Below are 20,028 nucleotides of genomic sequence, written 5' to 3'. Positions count from 1 at the left end.
CCGACACCCCGCCTCATGAGAGGCGGGGAGCTTGGTCGTCGCGCCGAACGATCAGCGCATCGACCACCTTCACGCCGGCGCCGCGCCCGAACACGAGCAGCGGATTGATATCGAGCTCGGCGATTTCGCCGCCGAGATCGTGCGCGAACCAGGACAGCCGCACGATCGCCTCGACCAGCGCTTCGATATCCGCGGGCGGCGCACCGCGCACGCCTTCGAGCAGCCCGTGGCCGCGCAGCTCGCGCAGCATGCGCCGGGCTTCGTCGGCAGTCACGGGCGCGACCCGATAGGCGATATCGCGCAGCACTTCGACATGAATGCCGCCGAGGCCTGCGGCGACGACCGGCCCGAACACGGGATCGCGCACGATGCCGAGCATCGTCTCGATGCCCTTGGCGGCCATCTCCTGCACCAGCACACCGTTGATCGCGGCCGCAGGCGCGAATTGTTGCGCCGATTGTGTCACCGCGTCGAATGCTTGCCGAACGGCGGCGTCGCCGTGCACGCCGAGCCGGATCGCGCCGGCTTCGGTCTTGTGCGCGATGTCGGGCGAATCGATCTTGATTGCGACCGTGCTACCGAGCGCGCGTGCGTGGGCGATGGCTTCCTCGGCATCGCGCGCCAGCATCTCGCGGGTGGTTGTGAAGCCGTAAGCTGCGAGCACGCCCTTCGCTTCCCGTTCGGTGAGCCGCTTGCCCGCCCTTGCCAGCAAAGCGCGCGCTGCGCCGGCATCGGCACCGGCAGGACGTACCGCCTCGCGTAGTCCGGCCTTGAAGTCGCGCACCAGCGCGCCGAAATCGGCGGCGGCACGCACGGCCCGCAGGCAGGGCAGGGCATTGCGATAGACCGGCGTGCCGGCTTCGACCAGGTCTTTGGCGCTGAAAGCGCGATCGTCGTTGCAACCGCCGACCCACAGCATGGCGGCAGGCTTGGCACATTGCCGCACGAGCTCGGCGCCGCGCTCGATGTCCTCGCGCTTGACGAACGCGAAGATCGGCGTCACCACGTCGATGGCTGGATCGTCGGCGATCGCAGTAAGCGCACGGCGGAAGTTCTCCGGCTCGCCGGTGGCGAGCGAAGTCATGTCGGTCGGGTTCGCCACCTTGCCGTAGCCCGGCATGAGCTCCGCCAGCTTCGCCTGCGTGCTCGCGCCGTACTCGGGCCATTCGATGCCGAGCGTTTCGCCGACATCGGCCAGCTGCACGATGTTGCCGCCGGTCGCCGCCGCCGATGCCGCACGCCGGCCCTTGGGCCAGCGCCGTGTGCGCAGCAGGATCGCCATCTCGTAGAGCTCGTTGGTTTCCGCGACCCGGATCAGGCCGAACTGGCGAAAGGCGGCATCGAAGATGTCGTCTGCGCCCGCGATCGTTCCGGTGTGCGAGGCCGCCGCGCGGCTGCCTGCCGCGGTGCGTCCGAACTTGAGCACGACGATCGGCTTCTCGCGCTCGGCCGCCTCGCGCGCGAGGCCGATCAACTTGGCGCCATCCTTCACGCCTTCGATCGCCATCAACACCACGTCGGTCGCGGGTGAGCGCAGCATGAAGCGCGCGAAGTCGATCGAGTCGAGATCGGCTTCGTTGCCGATGCTCGCCTCGTAGCTGATGCCAAGCCCGATCTCCTGTGCGCGCCACATCACGTTGATCTGGCCCAGGCCGCCGCTGTGACTCACGACGCCGATATTGCCGGCCGGCCGGCGCGGCCCGCCGATCGCCCCGGTGGAGGCCATGGCGAACGCATCGACGAAGTTGATGACGCCGTTGCAGTTGGGTCCCATGATGCGCGTGCCGGTGCGGCGGGCGAACGCGATCAGCCGCACCTGGCGCTCGCGGCCCTCCGCCGTGCCGGTCTCTGCAAAGCCGCCGCTATAGACGGTCGCGAACGGCACGCCGCGCGCGGCGCACTCTTCCAGCACATCGAACACGCGTTCGGTCGCGACGACGATGCCGACATGGTCCGGCGTCTGCGGCAGCTCGGCGATGCTCGGATAGCAGGTGCGGCCCAGGAGCTCGCGCGCACGCGGATTGACCGGATAGATGGAACCCTGGAAGCCGAAGTTGATGAGCTGGCGAAATACTCTCGTGCCGAAGCGCTCGCCCTGGTCGCTCGCGCCCACCAGCGCAACCGAGCGCGGCGCGAACAGCGGTGTGAGGTCGGTGTACTCGCGCGCGGCGGTAGGTTCGCTCATGCCGCCTCCGAGCCTTCATCGAGTCGCGAATGCCAAGCCGTCGGCGGTCTGGCCGCAATTCGCTTTGCGGTCGATCCCCGCAAGCGGGCACGTCCGAACCGGCTCATGTAAATCGACCGCCAAGCCGTCGGTGCCCGGCGCCATTCGCTTTGCGGTCGATCCCCACTGCGTGGGGTCCCTCGCCCGGGAAGCTCATGTCGCCGCCCCTCGCCCGGTAAGCTCATACGGCCGCCGCCGCAGCGAGCCCGCTCGCTTCACCGACCATGGTCTTCACACCCTCCTGGTTCTCGCACCAGAATTCGACCTCGACCCGCGTGCGTCCGGCTTGCGCGGGGTGCTTGTCGCGCACGACGCCATGCATGGTGAGCGTGTCGCCGACGAATACTGGCTTGACGAACTTCACCGCCATGCGTCCGCCCTGGACGAAGCCTTCGCCGAGGAAGGCGACCATCATCTCGGAGACGTAGGCGGTGGACATCATGCCCTGCGCGAGCGGTGCGCGAAAACCCTTCTTACGCGCCCAGTCCGGATCGGTATGGATCGAGCGCGGGCGAACGCCGGAGTAGCAATCGATTTGGCGTTGAGAGATGGACTTGGTGAGCGCGGGCAATTCTTCGCCCACGCGGATCGTATGATCTGGGATCAGAGCCATGGGGTGCCTTGAATCGGAAATGCCTTCATATCGGTGCTGCCCCTCAATCGGGAACCTGATTAGCGACATTCTTCAGCCAGCCGAATGAGCGCGGCGGGGCGAGGCGAGCTGAATAATGTCGCTAATCAGGATCGGGAATGCCCTTAATCGGGGAAGATCATCTGGGTGAATTGTCCGCGCACCAGCACCTCGCCCGATTCCTCGCTGGTCTCGAACTCGGTCACCATGTAGTGGCGGCCGCGCTTCTCGTACTTGTCGATGACGCGCCCGCGGGTGCGCACGCGCATGCCGACGCGGATGGGCTTCACAAACTCGAACTGCATCCCGGCGTGCAGTCCCGCATCGACGATGTACTTGTTGTGGCGCATGAGCAGCGCCTGGTTCGCCGTGAGCGTCGGATGCACGATCGGGCCGCCCAAAGGCGAGTCCTCGAAATACCAGGCGTGATGATCGTCCACCGCGTAGGCGAAGGCGTCGACATCTTCGGGCTTGACGACGAGATCGGTCGACTCGAGCTCCTCGCCCACCTGCACGGTGTCGTAGGCAATGCGCTTGAAAGCGATCATGGCTGCCTCGGTGCTTCGAAAGTGCATATGTTAGCGCGGCCCGCGCACGGCCCTGCCGGACGCGCTCCACCATGCGAACCACACCAACGCCCGGAACAATTTGCAGCCGCGGCCGCCATGACGTGCCGCGCATTTTCGTTAAGCCGGCGGACGCCTGCGTGCCTGAATCGTTGATGTAGCGCAAACTCTCCCCTGCATCGCGGTGTAGCATTGTTCGGGCACGTTGCGTGCAATGGCAGCGTCGGCTCCACGCATATGCAGGAGTATGGAGACGGGGATCCAATGAAGTCGAAGCAAGCGCCCGCCAGTAACGAGGCAGGATCGGCCAACAGCGGGTCCGCCCACAGGGAAACCAGCCAGCCGAACAGGACGGAAACCACCGCCGAAGCACGCTGGCGGCGCACCGCAATCGCCGCTTTCTACCGCGCGCAGGCGCGTGGCTTCGCACCGGGCGGGGAGCTCGACGACTGGCTGGAAGCCGAGCGCGAGGTCGATGCGCTCGAAGCCGGACGGCACGAGACTGCAATGTCGCAGTCTGCCGCCGCCGACGGCATCCGCCCGCCCAACGATGCAGCCGCGCCAGCGCGCGAGCGCGCGGTATCCAGGCGCACCAAGACTACCAAGTCCACCAAGTCTGCACAGGGGGCTGCCGTGCAGGCCCGCAATCGAGAGGATGTATCGTGATCTACGACGACGGCTACAGTGAAATCGTATGGATCAAGGATGGCTATCGCCTGGTCGATGCTGAATCCTATGAGCGCACCTACAGTGCCGCAGAGGGCCGCACGCTGAGCGCGGGCTATTACATCGCCCAATGGCCGCCCGGAACCAGCAACCCGCATTTCCTGCACGATCAGTTGCACTTCATCGGCCCGTTCACGAGCCGGCACTCGGCGGCCGCGGCGCTCGACGGCCATAGCGAGCGTTACGCGAGTGCGAGCGGATCCCGGCGCCCTGATCGCGACGCCACGATCCCGACATGTTGATCCCGACGCCCTGATCGCGACGCCACGTCCGCGCGTACTGCACCACGTCCGAGCATCCGCGCCCGCTGCCGGTGCACCGTGCTATCCTGCCCAGTGGAACGAGCCGCGGGGAGGGGGCGATGGCGCAAGCGAAGGGAATCCGGGAAGTCGGCTACGTCGACGTACGCAGTCACGTTCACGGCGGCGAGACGCCGACGTGGAAGGGCGATGCGCACAAGTGCCATCATCCTCTGCGCCGTGGCAATCGGCTCTATACGAGCTACTGGCAAGGCGGGCTCGTGATCCTCGACATCGACGACATGAGCAAGCCCAAGCTCGTCTCCGGCCTGGACTGGAGCCCGCCCTTTCCGTGGCCGACGCACACCGCGCTGCCCATCCCGTTCAAGATCCAGAATCGCGACTTCATGGTGGTGTCGGACGAGGACGTGTTTCGCCAGGTCGACTATCCGCCGTATCCGGCCGCGTTCCTGTGGCTGGTCGACATTACCGACGAAAAGCATCCGCAGCCGATCTCGACCTTCCAGGTCGAGGATATGCCGCCCGAGGCGCAGCCGCGCATGACGGGGTGCCATCAGCCATGCGAGATCGTCACCGGCACCGAGATTCCGGTGGCATGGTTCGCCCATGGGCTGCGCATCGTCGACATCTCGCGCCCGCATGCGCTGAAGGAGGTGGCGTATTTTCTGCCCGACGTGCCGCCGGGGTCGGATCGCGTGCAGAGCAACGACGTGACCGTGGACGATCGCGGCCTCATCTATCTGCTCGATCGCGTGCGCGGGCTGCATATTCTCGAGCGTACCTGAGGCGCTCGGGGCCGTCCTGTTGCCTCGTGTAAAAACTTGACTGAACGCTGATTCGGCCGCTGATTCGGCCGTTTTGCGTGGCGCTGCTGCGGGACTACAATCAGCCCGGTCGGTCGCGTCCGCAACCTCGCCCACGGAGACAACGTCATGTCCGAAGCCACGCTCGCCTTCGATCACGTTCACCTCGTTGCCAAGGATCCGAAAGCCACCGCGCAGTGGTACGTGGACAAGCTCGGCGGCTCGGTCTGGAAGAGCGCCGAAGTCCGTGGCGCACCCCAGGTCTATGTCTCCATCGCCGGCGCTCTGGTGATCGTGCGCGGCGAGCGCAGCGGCGAATCGATCCAGTCCAAGCCCGGGTTGGAATGGGGCGTGGATCATTTCGGCCTGCGGGTGAGCGGCGATTTCGACGCATTCTGCGAGGGACTGCGGCGCAAGAGCGTGGCGTTCGACGTCGAGCCGAGGGATTTCAATCCCACCACGCGCATCGCCTTCATCGCTGCGCCCGATGGCGTCAGCATCGAGCTGCTGAACCGCAAGGAAGCGCCGTAGAAGGACCGTAGCCAGCAGCTTGGCAAGCACAACGTCGCGCGCCGTTGCGGCTGTGTCGCTGCAAGAGTTGCGATTGGGTGAACCACACCACCCCGGCGCTGCGCGCCACCCCTCCTCATGAGAGGAGGGGAAGAACCTCGTGAGAGGAGGGGAAGAATCTAGCACCTCCCCTCCTGCCAAGGAGGGGCGGGACGCGCGAATCGCGCGGACGGGGTGGTTCAGCGACTGCACGAGCGGGCAGGGCCGTTCGGCGACGCCGCCCGAACTATCAGTCGTTTCCGCCCTCGACGGGGAACCGTTGCGCGCGCCAGCGCAGCATCCCGCCGGAAAGATTCGCGACTTGGGTGAAACCCACCTTGCCGAGCAGCACTGTCGCTTGCGCGGAGCGCGCACCCGAACGGCATACGGTGACGATCGGTCGCGCCTTCGATAGCTCCTGCGCACGTTCGGTGAGCGCGCCGAGCGGAATCAGGAGGGCGCCTCGCACGTGCCCGAGCGAGCTGTTGAACTCGTTCGGCTCGCGCACGTCGAGAATCTGCACCTGGCGCGCATGCTCTTCCAGCCACTGCGGCTGCACTTCCCAGATGCCGGCAAAGGTATAGGTGAGCGGGGCCCAATCCTGGGCGGTTGCCGGAGCTTCTTCCTGCGGCCGGCCGCAGCGCAGGTTGGCCGGCACCGCGATGTCCATCTGCTTCGGGTGCGCGAGCCCCAGGTGGTTCATGTAGCCGATGAAATCGTCCTTCAGGATCTGGCCGCCGAGGCGCGGGTTGTAGAGCTTTTCCTCGTCGACGCTGGTGACCGTGAGGCCGCGATAGTCGTGCGCGGGGTAGAGCAGGCACTCGTCCGGCAGGCTGAAGATCTGCTCGTGCACCGAGCGATAAAGCGTGGCCGGACTGCCATGCTGGAAGTCGGTGCGCCCGCAGCCGCGGATGAGAATCGCATCGCCGGTGAGCGCTGCCTTCTGGTCGTCCACGACGTAGGTCACGCAGCCGTCGGTGTGGCCCGGCGTCGCGCGCACCTCCAGCCAGCGCTTGCCGAACTCGACCCGGTCGCCGTGGCGCAGCATCCGGTCCGCTCCCTCGGCGCCGCTGTCGGCGGACATTGCGATGCGGCTGCCGAGACGCTCGCGCAGCAGCCAGGCGCCGCTGACGTGATCGGCGTGGACATGCGTTTCAATCGTCCACTCGAGCTTCAGGCCGAGCTCCTCGACCAGCGCAGTGTCGCGGCGCGCCTGCTCGAACACCGGATCGATCAGCAGGGCGTGCCGGGAGCGCTCGTCGGCAAGGAGATAGGTGTAGGTCGAAGACTGGGGATCGAACAGTTGCCGGAAGATCATCGCCGCCTCCCTGACGACTGCGGGTGCCGCAGGGTAGCACGGCGCCGGACAAGGAAAAGCGAACCAGTGCACGCTGGACGAACGGCGCGTTCATGCGCCATCCGTCGCTCGCAATTGCAATCGTTCGCCTGCAGCCTGGCCGGCGGGCGCGAAGCCGTAGCGCTGTCGGCGTGTTGTGTCGCTGATATGATGCCAGGGTTGCGCCCAGGTCGACTTCTGGAAGCGGCTGCTCCCCTCTCCCTCCGGGAGAGGGGCCGGGGGTGAGGGAGAGGAGCGAGCTGTCACCGTCAGCGCAAGCTCACTGATCGGCGCAGCAAGTCTTTGTCGGGGAGGCAGAATCATGAAGCGGTCGAATCGACCTGCAATGGCCATCGGTATCGTGCTGGCGATGGCGTTATCGCTATGGGGCGCGGGCAGCGCGTCGGCGGCCGTTGCGCCCAAGGGCGCCAACGTCGATACGGCCAAGCGCGGTTCGTCGCCGCGCACCGAAGCGGTCGCGCAAGCGGCCCTCGCGGACCAGGTCGCCCGCCATGCGGACCGCACGCGCGACGTGCTCGCAATGCTCGCGGCGGCTCGCATGCTGGGCCAGACCGGTCCGCGGACGGTGAAGCTCGACATGCGCAGCGAAGGCACGCCGAAAGCTGCCGATGCCAAGGCCGGCGGGGCTACTACGCGCGATACGACACTGAAGGGAATGCTCGAGCGCGCCCGCAAGTACGCCGGCGGGCGGCACGATCTCAACGGGCTGGTCGACGAGCTGGCCAAGAGCTCGGCCAAGGTGCGCGACGACGGTCCGGCACGCTTCGCCACGCGCATCGGCGACGGCGTCACCAACGTCCATACCGTGAGCTTTCGCGCCAACGAGCCGGTCATGGTGGCCATCACGGGCGAAGGCGTATCCGATCTCGACTTGTTCGTCGAGGACGATGCGGGCAATCGGATCTGCGCCTCCGACGGCGGGGGCGACGACGAGATCTGCCGCTGGACGCCGCGCCGGACCGGCAACTTCCGCATCCGCGTACGCAATCTGGGGGCGGTCTATAACGAGTACCGGTTGTGGAGCAATTGAGTGAAGGGTGAAGAGTGAAGAGTGAAGAGTGAACAGGAGCGCCGCCGTTCGGCGGTTTCACTTTTCACATTTCACCCTTCACTCTGTTCCATCGCTCAAATTTCCAACCGCCTCCCCAGATACACGTCCTCGACACCCGAGATCGGCTTGCTGTAGGGCCCCGCGCCAGTGCGGTCGTGCACGAACACCGCCTGGTTCAAGTCCTTCGGCTTCTTGTCCGTCAGCGCGTCCTTGAGCCAATCGACCACCAGCGGATCGGCGAGCATGCCGCCGAAATTGCGGCTCGGTCGCGGCACGTGGTTCTCGTTCTCGAGGATCCAGATCTCTTTCGGGCCAGCGACTTCCTGAAAATAGGCGAGACCTTCTTCGAGGTGGCACAGCGGATCGTATTCGCCCAGCACCATGAGCGAGTAGCACTTCACTTTCTCGCCGTAGCCGAAGAGATGCATCCGCTCGGCCATCTTGTCGAACTCGGCTTCGTCGTGGATGCCGGCCATGTACATGAAGATCTGCTTGAAGCGCGGCGACGCTTCCTCGAAGATCGCCTTCTTGGTGCCGTAGTTTGCGGCCGAGCTGGCGATGGCTTTCACGCGCGGGTCGACGGCGGCGAGCCGGTTGCTCCAGTACGAGCCCATCGAAATGCCCATGACGCCGATGCGCGCGGCATCGACTTCGGGCTGCTTGCTGAGCCAGTCGACGCAGGCACGAGTCGCACGTTCGTGGTTGTCGGCGGTCACCCGGGTCTTGCGCAGATTGCTCGTACCCTGGCCGGGGCCATCGACCGCGAGCACGTTCATGCCGCGCTTGATGAAGATGTTGTTGCTGGGATCGGGCACCGCCTCCTTGGTCTGGTCCATCCCGGGAATGGAAAGGATGGTCGGGAGGTTCTTCCCGCCCGGCACCTTGTGGAAATTGCACTGGATCTGCACGCCTTCCCAATCGATCTCGACGCGCTCGATCGGATAGTCGGCCGTTCGCATGCAGCCCGAGAACGATTCGAGCAGCTTGCCGTGGAGGTAGATCTTGTCCGGGTGGTCGTCGACGAAGATCGCGTGCTGCGCGATGCGATAGTTCTCGCACGCCTTATAGTAGAGCTCGCAGGCGCTCTGGCGATGGCCAGCGGCCTCGGCGGCACGGGCGATCGTTTCCTGGTGGCGGCCGGTCTTCTCCATCACCCGCGGGATCTGCCGGTAGGTCTTGACCTCCGGCGGGATCTCGCGATGGTCGTAGGCGAAGTTGTGCGTGCGCCCGGTGGTCTTCACCATCCAGTCGAGCAGCCACTGCTGGTTGTCGCGCCGGCGCTCGGATTTGAGGCTGCCGGTCTTGTCAGTGGGTGGAATCATTGCTTTTCCTCCTCGGATGAAGTGGTCGTGAAGAGTGAAGAGTGGAGGGTGAAGGGTGAAGGGCGGAGGTGAAGCGAGCAGCGCGCATCGTTTCACGCTTCACTTTTCACGCTTCACTTTTCACGCTTCACTTTTCACGCTTCACTTTTCACGCTTCACTTTTCACGCTTCACTCCGTCGTGCTGTCGTTCTTTTCCCGCGCCCGGAACGTAATCATCCGGGGCGCCAGCCGGTATCGGCGGGTGCTCCTTCAATGTTTGCTGAAAAGCGTGGATCATGCGCCGGATCGGCGTGCGCACCCAGCTCGCTTCGCTGCCAACGTCGGTCTCTTCCTTGGGGTCGCGCGTGAGATTGAACAGCAGCGGCGATTCGAGGTGCTTGGCGCCCGCGTTGGGTTCGGCTTCCCAGACCACGTGCATCTTCCAGTCGCGCCACTTGGCGGCGCGCAGCTCTTGCTTGATGTAATAGACGAAGCCCTCGCGCGCCGAGTGTGCCTGGGCGTCGAGCAGGAAATCGGTCTGGTCGAGACCGTCGATCGGCCGGTCGGTGGGAGCCGACGCGCCGGCGATGCGCGCGAGCGTTGGATACAGATCGACGATATGGACGATCTCGTTTGTCACGCGGCCCGGCGGGATATGGCCCGGCCAGCGCATCATGAAGGGCACGCGCAGGGCTCCCTCCATCGCGGTGTGATAGGTGCCCGTCCATGGTCCGGCCGTGCCGCGCCACGGCCGGCGGAATTCCGGCCCGTTGTCGCTGCCGAAGACGAGCAGCGTGCGCTCGGCGAGCCCGGTCGCGTCCAGCGCATCGACGATCTGGCCGACGCGGGAGTCCATCTCGACCATCGAATCGGCGAAGTCGCCTGCACCCGTGCGTCCGGCGAAGTCGCGGTGCGGGAGCGTGGGATAGTGCAGCTGGGTGATCGGCACGTAGGCGAAGAACGGCTTGTTCGCTTTCGACTGCCGCTGGATGAACTCGATCGTGCGCTCGGTGAGCTCGGCGTCGATGCGCCGGCGCGCTTCGAGATCGTAGACATGCACGTCGCTGGCGGGCTCTCCCGCGCGTGCCTGCATGACATACGGCAGCGGCGTCACCGACGGATCGTAGCCCGGCGATGCTGTGAACATGCTCTCGTTGCTGGTGCGCGGGATGCCGTACCACTCATCGAAGCCGCGGTCGGTCGGGTAGCGTCCCGGCCGGTCGCCGAGGTGCCACTTGCCGAAGCAGGCGCTTGCGTATCCTTGCCTGGAGATCAGCTGCGCGAGCGTGATCTCCCAGGGCACGATTCCCTGCGGCAAGCCGGCCGGAACCGATTGCAGCGCGCCGGTGCGGATCGGGTGGCGTCCGGTCATCAAGGCCGAACGGGTGGGCACGCAATCGCTCTCGACGTTGAAGTTGGTGAAGCGGATGCCCTCGGCTGCGAGCGCGTCGATCCGCGGCGTCGGCGCACCGCGCAGCACGCCGCCGCCGTAGCAGCCGAGCTCGCCCCAGCCGAGGTTGTCGGCGAGGATGAAAATGATGTTGGGCGGGCTCGGCTGCGCTGTCGTCATGGGGTGGCGTCCCTCTCGAATCGCGAAGCGCTCTGGCGTCGCTCACCGCTGCAATCATACCTTCCCTGCGACGACACGCCCGATCAGGGAACGCACCACGTTCTGCGGCATGAACGCAAACGTGCTCCGGCGCCGTTTATTCTCGGCGCCGGCGTTGCAGGAACGCATCGACCAGCGCCTTGTGGTCGGGCGTATCGATAACCACCGCCATATGCGAGGACACCATGTCGAGGTGCGCCGCCAGCGGCATCTCGAAGCTCTGGTACACCGCGCGCTTGAAGACGCGGATCGCCTCCTGCGGCTTAGCCGCGATGCTGCGCGCCGTCTCGTTCACCGCGGCGGACAGCTGGTCGTCGGCAACCACGCGGGTCGCGATGCCGATGCGCTCGGCTTCGCGCGCGTCGAGCACGCGGCCGGTCCAGAACAGATCCAACGCACGCGCGGCACCGACGATGCGCGGCAGGAAGTACGTTCCTGCATCGCCCGCGATCAGCCCCATGCTGATGTAGCTCTCCGCCAGCGTCGCCGACTCGGCCATGATGCGCAGATCGCACATGAGCGCCATGTCCATGCCGGCGCCGCGCGCCAGGCCGTTGATGGCGGCGATCACGGGCTTGTCGGCCCGCTCCAGCGTGAGCACGATGCGATGGACGTGCTTCCAGAGGTAGTTCTTGCGTTCGAGACTGTCCCAGCGGCGGAAGTCTATGAACGACTCGACGTCGCCGCCGGCGCAGAAGGCGCGGCCCGCGCCGGTCAGGACGATGACCTTGACTGCGGGATCCTCGCAGGCTTGGTCGAGGAGCTCGGTCCAGCGCTCGATCATCGGCATATCGAAGGCATTGAGCTTGTCGGGCCGGTTCATGGTCAGCGTCGCCACGCCGTATTCGTCGGTGGCGAGCAGCATCGAATCGTTCATTGCGGTTTCCTCACATCTTCAGCAGCCGCCTGGCGTTGCCCGACAGGATCTTCTCCCGATCCTCGTTCGAGATCTGCAGCTCCTGCATCCACTTGGTGCCGGGCATGTTGCGCACGAACGGCCAGTCGACGGAGTAGAGGATCCGATCCACGCCCATCTCCAGCATGCTGCAGATCAATGCCGGGGTGGAGAAATTGCCGCTGGTCGTGATCCAGAAATTGTGATTGAAGGCATCGCGGAAGCGCACCGGCGTGCCGCCGAACCGGTTGAGCGCCATATCGATGCGCCAGATGAGAAACGGCAGGCCTTCGCCCAGGTGACCCAGGATGATCTTGAGGTTCGGATAAGCATCGAAGGCGCCGCTCAACACCATGCGCACGCCCGCCGTCGCCGTCTCGACCGTGAAGCCCCAGGCGGCGTTCGTGATGGCCGGGAACTTCTGCACGTAGTCCTGGTAGTACGCTTCGATGACAGCGGGATGCGGCACTGCCGGATGCAGGTAGATTGGCACATCGAGCGCCTGGGCGCGCTCCATGACGGGCCAGAAGCGCTTGTCGTCGAAGAACACGCCGTTGGTGAGCCCGTGCACCATCGCGCCCTTGAAGCCGAGCTTGGTGACCGCGCGCTCGAGCTCGTCCGCGGCCGCCTTGGGCTCCGGAGTCGGCAGGGTGGCGAAAGCGGCGAACCGGTCGGGATGGCGCTGCATCGCCTGGTGCAGCCGATCGTTCGCGCCGCGCGCAAGACGCACCGCCGTTTCCGCATCGAGCCGCTGCGCCGACGGCCCGCTGTGCGACAGCACCTGGAGGTCGATGCCCGCTTCGTCCATTTCCGCCAGGCGCAGCTCGCCCAGGTCGAACAGGCGCTTGCGCACCTCCGGCGCGCGGCCTTCGGTGCCCTGGAAGGTTGCGGCCAGCTCGTTGTCGCAATAGTGCTCTTCGAGCGCGATCACGAATTTTCCGGCGATGGTCATTTTGCATCCTCCAGGTGATGGACCGAAGCTCGTGCGAGCGCTTGGCGGCTGCATGCGTACAGGCCAGGTTTGAAGCACGAATTCTCGGCACCGATTTGGCAGAGCGCATCTGGCTGCGAAGCGCAGCTATTATGGCTGCGAGATAGCGCTCTGCCAAAGGAAATGCACGGGGCCAGCCGCCGTCTGGACACCCGCCACAGGCACACCTACACTCGATCCATGCGCCGGGCGGAAAACCCGCAGGCGATTCCAGACGAAGACTTGAATTGACGACGACTGCACGTGCCGGCGTGCTTCCTTGCCATGTCGAAGGCAACGGCCCGCCGCTGATCCTTTTCCACGGCGGCATGGGCTCGTGGACACATTGGGCGCGAAACATTCCAGCGCTGGGTAGCCGATTCACGGTGTATGCCCCCGATCTCCCGGGCTGCGGAGACGGACCGTCCGTGGCGGACGACATCGCCGAAGACGACTATCTCGCGATGGTGTGCGAGGCCGTGGCCGAGATCGCAGACGGTGCACCGGCGGATATGGCCGGCTTTTCGTTCGGCGGCGTCATCGCGGCCATGGTCGCCGCACGCATGCCGACTTGCGTGCAGCGGCTCGCTCTGCTCGCGCCGGGCGGTTTCGGCATGGCAGGCGGTCGGAAACTCGACTTGCGCAAAATGCCCGAAGAGCCGGTGTCCGAGGCGCGGCGGCAAGAAGTCATCCGGCACAATCTCATGCGGTTGATGCTCGCGCGGCCGGAGACCGCGGACGCTGCGACGGTCGAGATCCAGCGCACGAACGTGATGCGCGCGCGCTGGGATACGCGCCGCTTCAGCCTCGCGCCGCACACGCGCGACGCGCTGCCTCGGATCGCTGCGCCGGTGATGCTGCTCTATGGGGAGCGCGACAATCTCGCCTGGCCGAGCGTCCAGGCGCGGATCGACGTGTGCCGCGCGCACAAGCCTGACATCCGGGCCGAGATCGTGCCGGGAGCCGGACATTGGGTGCAATACGAGGCGGCGCGGGAGGTCAACCGCCTACTGAACGATTTTTTCGGCTGAAGGCGAGGATACGTGCCGAGGGTCGGACTCCCCGCCTCTCACGCGGGAGGTGACCATATAAGGCGGGGTGGCGCGTAGCGCCGGGGTGGTGTGGTTTCGACCATCGCAAGACCACCCCGTCCGCGCATCCGCGCGTCCCGCCCCTCCTTGGCAAGGAGGGGAGAAAACTAGAGCTTGCCGCCCCCCCTTGGCAAGGAGGGGAGATGCTGCGTTCTATTCCACCTTGATGCCGACGTCCCTCACGACTTTCTTCCAGGTAACGATCTCGCGCTTGATGAGATCGGCGAATTCGGTGGGCGTATTGGTCCGAGGCTCGACCCCGGCCAGGCTGAAGCGGCGGCTTATTTCGGGCGACGCGAGCATCTTCACGACGGTCTTCTGGGCTTTGTCGACGATGGGCCGCGGCGTTCCGCCCGGAAAGACCAGGCCGTACCAGACGTCGAAGACGTAGCCCGGCACGCCGGACTCGGCCACGGTGGGCACATCGGGCGCAATTTGGGCGCGCTTGGATCCCGTGACGGCGAGCGCCTTGAGCTTGCCAGCCTTGGCATGCGGCAACACAGTCGACAGCCCTGCGAGCGCCACCTGAATTTCGTTGCCCATCACCGCGGTGATTGCCGGATTGCTGCCCTTGTACGCCACGTGCAGCATCTGAAAGCCGCCGGTGAGCTCGAGCAGCGCCACGCCCAGATGCGACGCGGCCCCGACGCCGCCGGAGCCATAGGTCAACGATTTCGGTTTGCTCTTGGCGAGCGCTACCAGGTCCGCTATCGACTTGACCGGCACCGAATTCGCCACCGCGACGACGAAGGGCTGTACGGCGGCGAGCGTGATCGGGGTGAGATCGCGCTGCGGATCGTAGGCGACGTTGCGGCGCACCGCAGGGACGAAGGAAAGATGCCCGACGCTGCCGAGCAGCAGCGTGTAGCCGTCGGGCAGCGACTGCTTCGCGACGATGGTGACACCGGTCTGACCGCCGGCGCCGCCGCGGTTGTCGACCACGACTGTCTGGCCCCACGCTTCGTTCAGCCCCTGACCGATCAGCCGCGCAATGATGTCGGTGCCGCCGCCGGCGGCGCTCGGTACGACCAGCCGGATGGGTCGAGCGGGGTAACTCGACGCTGCAGCGCCCTGCGCGGCCGCCGCGACGGGCAGAAGCCCAACGGCCGTAATGCCGATCCAGCATGCATGGCTTGCTCGCATGGAAGACACCTCCTCACCAGGTTCGCCGGCAGTCGCATTGCGCGAGTGCGCAGCGGCGGCAGGCATTCGGAACGGCCTGTCCAGGCATTCGGGCGGCATGTCCAGGCATTGGCGGCCTGTCTCGATCCATGGTAGCAGAGTACCATCGCCGGCTGCCGCGCCTCGCCTTGTATGGGTTCCATTCGAGCCTGCCGGGCGGGCTGCGCAATTCCTTCCGGCACGAGCGAACCGACGAGGACCGAGCAAAATGAGCGACTACGCAAAGCGCCGCAAGCGCGGCATGGCCATTCTGAAAAAGATGGGCCGGGAGAATCTCATGCTGGAGCAGAAGGCGCTATGTCCCGAGCTCTACGACATATCGGTGGGGCACCTGTTCGGCGACGTGTGGGCGCGCAAGGGACTGAGCCTGCGCGAGCGCCAGCTGGTCACGCTCGCCGCCAACATCGCCATGGCCCGTCCGACGGGCAACTATTCGCACTATCGCAGCGCCCAGCACATCGGCATCACGCAGCAGGAGATCTGCGAAGTGATCATCCAGGTCGGCCACTACGCGGGCTGGCCGACCATCTCCAACGCCGTTCGCCAGTACACCGCGGTGCTGGAAGAAGACGCAGCGATCAAGCAGGGCAAGAAGAAAAAGCCGACCCTGGTGTGAGCGCCAAGCGCGCGTCGCTTATCCGCGCGCCGCCTTCACCAGATTCTGCGAAGCTTCGTCGTATTCGGCGACGATGGTGCGAACGAGCTCGGCCGCGCCCATGCGCCGCGCGAGCGTATAAGCCTGCCCTGCCCACAACGAGACGTAGTCGGGATTGTTCTGCTTCGCCGCGGCCGCGCGCAGAGGCCCGGTTGCCTTGTTCTGCACCGGAAAAGGCAGCAGCGGAATGTTGTCGGCCTCGGCGCGGGCGATGAACGCGTTGCGAATGCCGCGCGCCGGCCGGCCGGAGAAGGCGCGGGTGATCGTGGTGGCCGCATCGGCATGCTCGAACAGCGCACGTTTGTGCAACTCGGACGCGCCGCTTTCCTTCACCGCCAGGAACGCCGTGCCCATCTGCGCCCCGCAGGCACCGAGGGCGAGCGCGGCAGCGAGCCCCGCGCCATCCATGATGCCGCCGGCGGCGACGATCGGCACCGAGCAATTACGCACCAGCGTGCGTACCAAAGCCAGCGTGCCGATCATCGATTCCGCGGCCGCTCCCAGGAACGTGCCGCGATGGCCGCCGGCTTCGGCGCCCTGCGCAATGATGAAATCGACCCCGAGCGATTCGATGTGCCGTGCTTCGGCGAGGCTGGTCGCGGCTGCGGCGACCACGATGCCTTGTGCGCGCGCGTCGGCGATCGTCTGTGCACTCAGCTGGTTGAAGTGCATGCTGAGCACGCCCGGGCGTAGCGCGAGCACCGCGCACACTTGCGTGTCCAGATCGGGGCAGTAGGGCGGATCAATGCGCTGCGGCACCTGAACACCGAGCGCGGCGTACATTGGTACGAGCGCGTTCAGCGACGCGTGCATCGCTTCTTCCGAAGGCGGCGGCGGGACGTTCTCCACGAACAGGTTGATGTGGATCGGCGCTCGGGTCGCGGCGCGCGCGGCCTCCATCTGCTGCTGCATCGCCGCCGCTTCGGTGTAGGCGAAGCCGAACGAGCCGAGCGCGCCGGCGTTGCCGACCGCGGCGACCAGTTCCGGGGTGGTGGGCCCGCCGGCCATGGGCGCCTGGACGATCGGATAACGCAATCCCAGGCGCTCGGTGAGCCAGGTGCGGATCGTATGCGGGACGCTCATCGCGGTCTCCTTGCGACTCGTAGGCAGTTCATTGTAGCGATGTGCGCAGCCGCCCGCCCGATTGTCCGTCGGCAGTGGTGCTATGCTTGGCCGCGAGCGGGCTTGGCCGTTGAATGCGGCCGGATGGAAATTTCGCGAGATACTCGGCCCCTCACCCCCAACCCCTCTCCCGGAGGGAGAGGGGAGCGTACAGCGCGCAGCGGAACAATGGGCGGCAGCTCGGCGGTTCACGATGGCGAAGGAGGCGTGCGATGGTCACCAGTCGGTCGAAGTATATTTTCGCAGGCGCAGGTCACTACAGCCCGCACGGCGGCGAGCGCTATCGCGGCGGCTTGTTTCGCCGCCGCCCCGGCGAGGGCGAGTGGCAAGCGCTGACGAGCGGCTTGCCGGACGATGTCGAGGCGCGCGCTTTCGCCATCGATCCGCGTGACCCGAACGTCATTCACGTCGGCACGCAGGACGGTCCGTATCGCACCCTGGACGGGGGCGAGCGCTGGGCGCGCACGGCGTATCCGGAGCGCGGCGGGGTGATCTGGTCGCTCGCCCACGATCCGAGCGATCCCGACGTGATGTACGCAGGCTCCGCCCCGGTCGGCGTGTATCGCAGCGACGACGGCGGCGAGCATTGGCGCCTGCTGCCGAACGCGAAATCGCCAGGGCACTGCGAGATGGGATTCCCCGCGCGCACGATCCGCATCGCCGTCGATCCGAGCCGGCCGAGCGATGTCTACGCGGCGCTGGAAGTGAGCGGCGTCATTCGCTCCAGCGACGGCGGCGAGACCTGGACCGATTTGTCCCAGCCGCTCATCCGTCTCGCCGATCAGCCGCATCTGAAGAGCCGCATCGGCAGCGATACCGAAGCCGAGGGCATGCTCGATTCGCATGCCATCGTCGTGAGCGCCTCCGCACCCGGCGCGCCGGTTCTCGCGGTGCGGATGGGTTTGTTCCGTGGCGACGACCGCGGCACGGCCTGGTCCGACATGCAGGTGGGCCGCCACTCGCCGCTCGCCTATTGCCGCGACGTGCTCGTTTCGCCGCACGATCCGCGCACGCTGTTCGCATGCCTCTCGCCCGCCGCGCGCAGCACCGACGGCACGCTCTACCGCAGTAGCGACCTGGGCGGCAGCTGGCAGCGGATCGATCGCGGCGTGAAGGCCGAAGCCACCATGATGAGCGTTGCTCAGGCCACGGCCGATCCGAACCGGATCTATTGCGTGTCGCGCTGCGGACAGGTCTTCGGCACCGAGGACGGTGCCGCGAGCTGGCGCGAATATCGCCTGCCCGAGGGCGTCAAGGACGTGTACGCGGTCGCCTGCATTTGAATGGCTGGAGCGGGGGCGCAGCGGGCTCGCAATCGACTGCTGGCGAGCTCGAATCGTTCGCAACGGAGAAAGAACGATCCGGCGCAGAAGCGGTGAGGCGCTGCGCCGGTTGCGGCGAATTCACGCCGCCGGCCGCTGCTTGGGATGCTGCGGCAGCCCGCTGATGTCCTGCGTCCAAGGCTGCGCCGAGCGGTACCAGCCTTGCGATCGCGGCCGAATCTCCGAGCGCTGGCGGATCGATCCGACCCGCAAGCCGTACACCTCGCGATTCGTTTCGGTCGTCGAGAACAAGGGGGTGCCGCAATCGGCGCAGAATGCCTGCGCGCGCTTGTTGCCGCTCTCGGCCGTCTTGATGTAGATGCGCGGCTCGCCGGTCAGGAGCTTGAAGGTGTTGCGCTCGGTTTGCACGTTGGTGCGATAGCCAGAGCCCGATCCGGTCTGGCAATCGGTGCAGTGGCATATCGAAACCTTCTCGGGATTGATCTCCGCTTCGTAGGTGATCTTGCCGCAGTGACATCCGCCATCGACTTTCATGGTCCCGACCTCCGGCTGGTTGATTGAACAAGAAACGATACACCTGAAGTCCGCGCTAGCGGAAGCGTTCGCGCATGCATAGTCGCAACGGGGTTCAACGCATGGAGCATGGACGATGAAAGCGCTCGTCATCGGCGGCACCGGTCCTTCCGGTCCGCACACCGTCAACGGCCTCATTCAGCACGGCTACGAGGTGACCGTCCTGCACGGCGGCCAGCACGAAGCCGAATTCATGCAGCCGATCGAGCACATCCACGTCGATCCGCACTTCGCCGAGACGCTGCAGCCGGCGCTCGCGGGACGCACCTTCGACCTGGTGCTCGCGACCTATGGTCGGATGCGGATCATCGCCGAGCTCCTCAAGGGCAAGACCGCACGCTTCATTGGGGTCGGCGGCTCCGCCGTCTATGCGCCTCGCGACGACCCGCGCTGGGGAGCACTGGGCCAGCCGGTGCTGGTGCCCGAGGACAGCCCGCGCTGCGACGATCCTGCGGGGCCGCGCTTCAACCATCTGATGTGGGTGACCGAAGAGACGGTCATGCAGGCGCACCGCGAGGGGCACTACAACGCCACCTACTTCCGCTATCCGCTCCTGTACGGACCGAACGCGCCGGCCAACCCGGACTGGAGCGTCGTGCGCCGGATGCTGGACGGGCGCAGGCAGGTCGTGCTTCCCGCCAACGGGCTGCTGCGCCGGCGCGGCTATGCGCGCAACGTCGCCCACGCCCTGCTGCTGGCGGTGGACCAGCCGCGCGAATCGAGCGGCCAGATCTACAACATTCGCGACGAGCAGCAGTACACGCAGCGCCAGCACGTGCAGTTCATCGCCCGGCATATGCAGCGTGAATGCGAAATCGTCGAAGTTGCGCCGGCCCTGGCGCATCGCGTCTACAAGGGCGGTGCGGCCGCATTACCGGCGGGGGTGCTCGAGTTCGACATCGCGAAGATCAAGTTGCAGCTCGGCTACCGTGATGTCGTTTCGCCGGCCGAAGGGCTCGCTGCTGCGGTCGAGTGGCTGCTGGCCAACCGTCCCGAGCCCGGCGGCGAGATCGAGCGCCAGCTCGGCGACCCGTTCGCGTATGCGGCCGAGGATGCGCTGATCGCGGCCTGCAGGCGAGGATACGCCGACGCGGAACGCGTGCCGTTCCCGAACGTGGACTCCGGACACATGTACCGGCACCCGAAGAAGCCGGGCGAAGCCTGGGCGCCGCCGTCGCG

The 20,028-nt window shown here is 66.1% G+C and carries 20 protein-coding genes; 9 read left to right on the top strand and 11 right to left on the bottom strand.

Going from position 1 to position 20,028, the window contains the following annotated elements:
* Positions 1–13 precede the first annotated feature (13 nt).
* The 3 genes from GEV05_19245 to GEV05_19235 all read right to left on the bottom strand — a co-directional run bounded on the left by GEV05_19245 (position 14) and on the right by GEV05_19235 (position 3,430).
* Positions 14–2,185 carry a CoA-binding protein gene (locus GEV05_19245; protein ID MPZ45484.1) on the bottom strand — a complete coding sequence of 724 codons (2,172 nt, stop codon included), beginning with the start codon at positions 2,183–2,185 and terminating at the stop codon, positions 14–16.
* Between the two features lie 220 nt (positions 2,186–2,405).
* Positions 2,406–2,906, bottom strand: a complete 501-nt coding sequence (locus GEV05_19240; protein ID MPZ45483.1) for a hypothetical protein — start codon at positions 2,904–2,906, stop codon at positions 2,406–2,408.
* A 74-nt stretch (positions 2,907–2,980) separates the two neighbouring features.
* A complete protein-coding gene (locus GEV05_19235; GenBank protein MPZ45482.1) occupies positions 2,981–3,430 on the bottom strand; it encodes a hypothetical protein in 450 nt (149 codons plus the stop codon).
* Between the two features lie 228 nt (positions 3,431–3,658).
* Here GEV05_19235 and GEV05_19230 point away from each other — a divergent pair, with 228 nt between their 5' ends.
* From GEV05_19230 to GEV05_19215, 4 genes are all read left to right on the top strand, one after another.
* Positions 3,659–4,087 carry a DUF2934 domain-containing protein gene (locus GEV05_19230; protein MPZ45481.1) on the top strand — a complete coding sequence of 143 codons (429 nt, stop codon included), beginning with the start codon at positions 3,659–3,661 and terminating at the stop codon, positions 4,085–4,087.
* Positions 4,084–4,389 (top strand): hypothetical protein, encoded by a 306-nt coding sequence (locus GEV05_19225; GenBank protein ID MPZ45480.1) that lies wholly within the window; start codon positions 4,084–4,086, stop codon positions 4,387–4,389. Before GEV05_19230 ends, GEV05_19225 begins: the two co-directional genes overlap by 4 nt.
* Before the next feature lie 119 nt (positions 4,390–4,508).
* Positions 4,509–5,192, top strand: coding sequence for a hypothetical protein (locus GEV05_19220; GenBank protein ID MPZ45479.1), 684 nt, complete (start codon positions 4,509–4,511; stop codon positions 5,190–5,192).
* 147 nt (positions 5,193–5,339) lie between these two features.
* Positions 5,340–5,741, top strand: coding sequence for a VOC family protein (locus GEV05_19215; GenBank protein MPZ45478.1), 402 nt, complete (start codon positions 5,340–5,342; stop codon positions 5,739–5,741).
* Between the two features lie 268 nt (positions 5,742–6,009).
* Here GEV05_19215 and GEV05_19210 read toward each other — a convergent pair whose 3' ends face one another.
* On the bottom strand, positions 6,010–7,077 hold the full coding sequence (locus tag GEV05_19210; protein ID MPZ45477.1) for an MBL fold metallo-hydrolase: 1,068 nt from the start codon (positions 7,075–7,077) through the stop codon (positions 6,010–6,012).
* A gap of 340 nt (positions 7,078–7,417) precedes the next feature.
* On the opposite strand from GEV05_19210, the gene GEV05_19205 reads away from it, so the two are divergent.
* Positions 7,418–8,146, top strand: a complete 729-nt coding sequence (locus tag GEV05_19205; GenBank protein ID MPZ45476.1) for a hypothetical protein — start codon at positions 7,418–7,420, stop codon at positions 8,144–8,146.
* Positions 8,147–8,241: 95 nt separating this feature from the next.
* On the opposite strand, the gene GEV05_19200 is transcribed toward GEV05_19205, so the two are convergent.
* From GEV05_19200 to GEV05_19185, 4 genes are all read right to left on the bottom strand, one after another.
* Positions 8,242–9,489: an alpha/beta hydrolase gene (locus GEV05_19200; GenBank protein MPZ45475.1), complete on the bottom strand. Its 1,248-nt coding sequence runs from the start codon at positions 9,487–9,489 to the stop codon at positions 8,242–8,244.
* A 155-nt stretch (positions 9,490–9,644) separates the two neighbouring features.
* Entirely contained in the window at positions 9,645–11,039 is a 1,395-nt protein-coding gene (locus GEV05_19195; protein ID MPZ45474.1) for a sulfatase-like hydrolase/transferase, read from the bottom strand.
* 136 nt (positions 11,040–11,175) lie between these two features.
* Positions 11,176–11,955, bottom strand: coding sequence for an enoyl-CoA hydratase (locus tag GEV05_19190; GenBank protein ID MPZ45473.1), 780 nt, complete (start codon positions 11,953–11,955; stop codon positions 11,176–11,178).
* 10 nt (positions 11,956–11,965) lie between these two features.
* Positions 11,966–13,003 (bottom strand): amidohydrolase family protein, encoded by a 1,038-nt coding sequence (locus tag GEV05_19185; protein MPZ45472.1) that lies wholly within the window; start codon positions 13,001–13,003, stop codon positions 11,966–11,968.
* 188 nt (positions 13,004–13,191) lie between these two features.
* Here GEV05_19185 and GEV05_19180 point away from each other — a divergent pair, with 188 nt between their 5' ends.
* On the top strand, positions 13,192–13,974 hold the full coding sequence (locus tag GEV05_19180) for an alpha/beta fold hydrolase (GenBank protein ID MPZ45471.1): 783 nt from the start codon (positions 13,192–13,194) through the stop codon (positions 13,972–13,974).
* Between the two features lie 213 nt (positions 13,975–14,187).
* Here GEV05_19180 and GEV05_19175 read toward each other — a convergent pair whose 3' ends face one another.
* Positions 14,188–15,276 (bottom strand): tripartite tricarboxylate transporter substrate binding protein, encoded by a 1,089-nt coding sequence (locus tag GEV05_19175; protein MPZ45470.1) that lies wholly within the window; start codon positions 15,274–15,276, stop codon positions 14,188–14,190.
* On the opposite strand from GEV05_19175, the gene GEV05_19170 reads away from it, so the two are divergent.
* Positions 15,146–15,832 carry a hypothetical protein gene (locus tag GEV05_19170; protein ID MPZ45469.1) on the top strand — a complete coding sequence of 229 codons (687 nt, stop codon included), beginning with the start codon at positions 15,146–15,148 and terminating at the stop codon, positions 15,830–15,832. The genes GEV05_19175 and GEV05_19170 overlap by 131 nt on opposite strands.
* Positions 15,833–15,850: 18 nt before the next feature.
* Here the strand turns inward: GEV05_19170 and GEV05_19165 are convergent, their stop codons facing one another.
* Entirely contained in the window at positions 15,851–16,954 is a 1,104-nt protein-coding gene (locus tag GEV05_19165; protein ID MPZ45468.1) for a DUF561 domain-containing protein, read from the bottom strand.
* Between the two features lie 251 nt (positions 16,955–17,205).
* On the opposite strand from GEV05_19165, the gene GEV05_19160 reads away from it, so the two are divergent.
* Complete coding sequence (locus GEV05_19160) at positions 17,206–18,276, top strand: hypothetical protein (protein MPZ45467.1); 1,071 nt, start codon at positions 17,206–17,208, stop codon at positions 18,274–18,276.
* Positions 18,277–18,396: 120 nt separating this feature from the next.
* Here GEV05_19160 and GEV05_19155 read toward each other — a convergent pair whose 3' ends face one another.
* A complete protein-coding gene (locus GEV05_19155) occupies positions 18,397–18,810 on the bottom strand; it encodes a GFA family protein (protein MPZ45466.1) in 414 nt (137 codons plus the stop codon).
* A 115-nt stretch (positions 18,811–18,925) separates the two neighbouring features.
* On the opposite strand from GEV05_19155, the gene GEV05_19150 reads away from it, so the two are divergent.
* Positions 18,926–20,028, top strand: a 1,103-nt coding sequence (locus GEV05_19150; protein ID MPZ45465.1) for an NAD-dependent epimerase/dehydratase family protein, incomplete at its 3' end; no start/stop codon positions are given.

The sequence above is a fragment of the Betaproteobacteria bacterium genome, assembly GCA_009377585.1.
GTDB lineage: Bacteria > Pseudomonadota > Gammaproteobacteria > Burkholderiales > WYBJ01 > WYBJ01.
Note: the sequence above shows the minus strand (reverse complement) of the source record. Positions and strands in the feature narration are given on the sequence as shown.

What these genes read in the sequence shown, in the direction of transcription:
- GEV05_19200 (MPZ45475.1), bottom strand. Translation starts at nt 9,489, where the DNA reads ATGATTCCACCCACTGACAAGACCGGCAGCCTCAAATCCGAGCGCCGG.
- GEV05_19190 (MPZ45473.1), bottom strand. Translation starts at nt 11,955, where the DNA reads ATGAACGATTCGATGCTGCTCGCCACCGACGAATACGGCGTGGCGACG.
- GEV05_19220 (MPZ45479.1), top strand. Translation starts at nt 4,509, where the DNA reads ATGGCGCAAGCGAAGGGAATCCGGGAAGTCGGCTACGTCGACGTACGC.
- GEV05_19240 (MPZ45483.1), bottom strand. Translation starts at nt 2,906, where the DNA reads ATGTCGCTAATCAGGTTCCCGATTGAGGGGCAGCACCGATATGAAGGC.
- GEV05_19215 (MPZ45478.1), top strand. Translation starts at nt 5,340, where the DNA reads ATGTCCGAAGCCACGCTCGCCTTCGATCACGTTCACCTCGTTGCCAAG.
- GEV05_19160 (MPZ45467.1), top strand. Translation starts at nt 17,206, where the DNA reads ATGGTCACCAGTCGGTCGAAGTATATTTTCGCAGGCGCAGGTCACTAC.
- GEV05_19165 (MPZ45468.1), bottom strand. Translation starts at nt 16,954, where the DNA reads ATGAGCGTCCCGCATACGATCCGCACCTGGCTCACCGAGCGCCTGGGA.
- GEV05_19155 (MPZ45466.1), bottom strand. Translation starts at nt 18,810, where the DNA reads ATGAAAGTCGATGGCGGATGTCACTGCGGCAAGATCACCTACGAAGCG.
- GEV05_19235 (MPZ45482.1), bottom strand. Translation starts at nt 3,430, where the DNA reads ATGCACTTTCGAAGCACCGAGGCAGCCATGATCGCTTTCAAGCGCATT.
- GEV05_19205 (MPZ45476.1), top strand. Translation starts at nt 7,418, where the DNA reads ATGAAGCGGTCGAATCGACCTGCAATGGCCATCGGTATCGTGCTGGCG.
- GEV05_19230 (MPZ45481.1), top strand. Translation starts at nt 3,659, where the DNA reads ATGCAGGAGTATGGAGACGGGGATCCAATGAAGTCGAAGCAAGCGCCC.
- GEV05_19170 (MPZ45469.1), top strand. Translation starts at nt 15,146, where the DNA reads ATGCCGATCCAGCATGCATGGCTTGCTCGCATGGAAGACACCTCCTCA.
- GEV05_19195 (MPZ45474.1), bottom strand. Translation starts at nt 11,039, where the DNA reads ATGACGACAGCGCAGCCGAGCCCGCCCAACATCATTTTCATCCTCGCC.
- GEV05_19175 (MPZ45470.1), bottom strand. Translation starts at nt 15,276, where the DNA reads ATGCCGCCCGAATGCCTGGACAGGCCGTTCCGAATGCCTGCCGCCGCT.
- GEV05_19245 (MPZ45484.1), bottom strand. Translation starts at nt 2,185, where the DNA reads ATGAGCGAACCTACCGCCGCGCGCGAGTACACCGACCTCACACCGCTG.
- GEV05_19210 (MPZ45477.1), bottom strand. Translation starts at nt 7,077, where the DNA reads ATGATCTTCCGGCAACTGTTCGATCCCCAGTCTTCGACCTACACCTAT.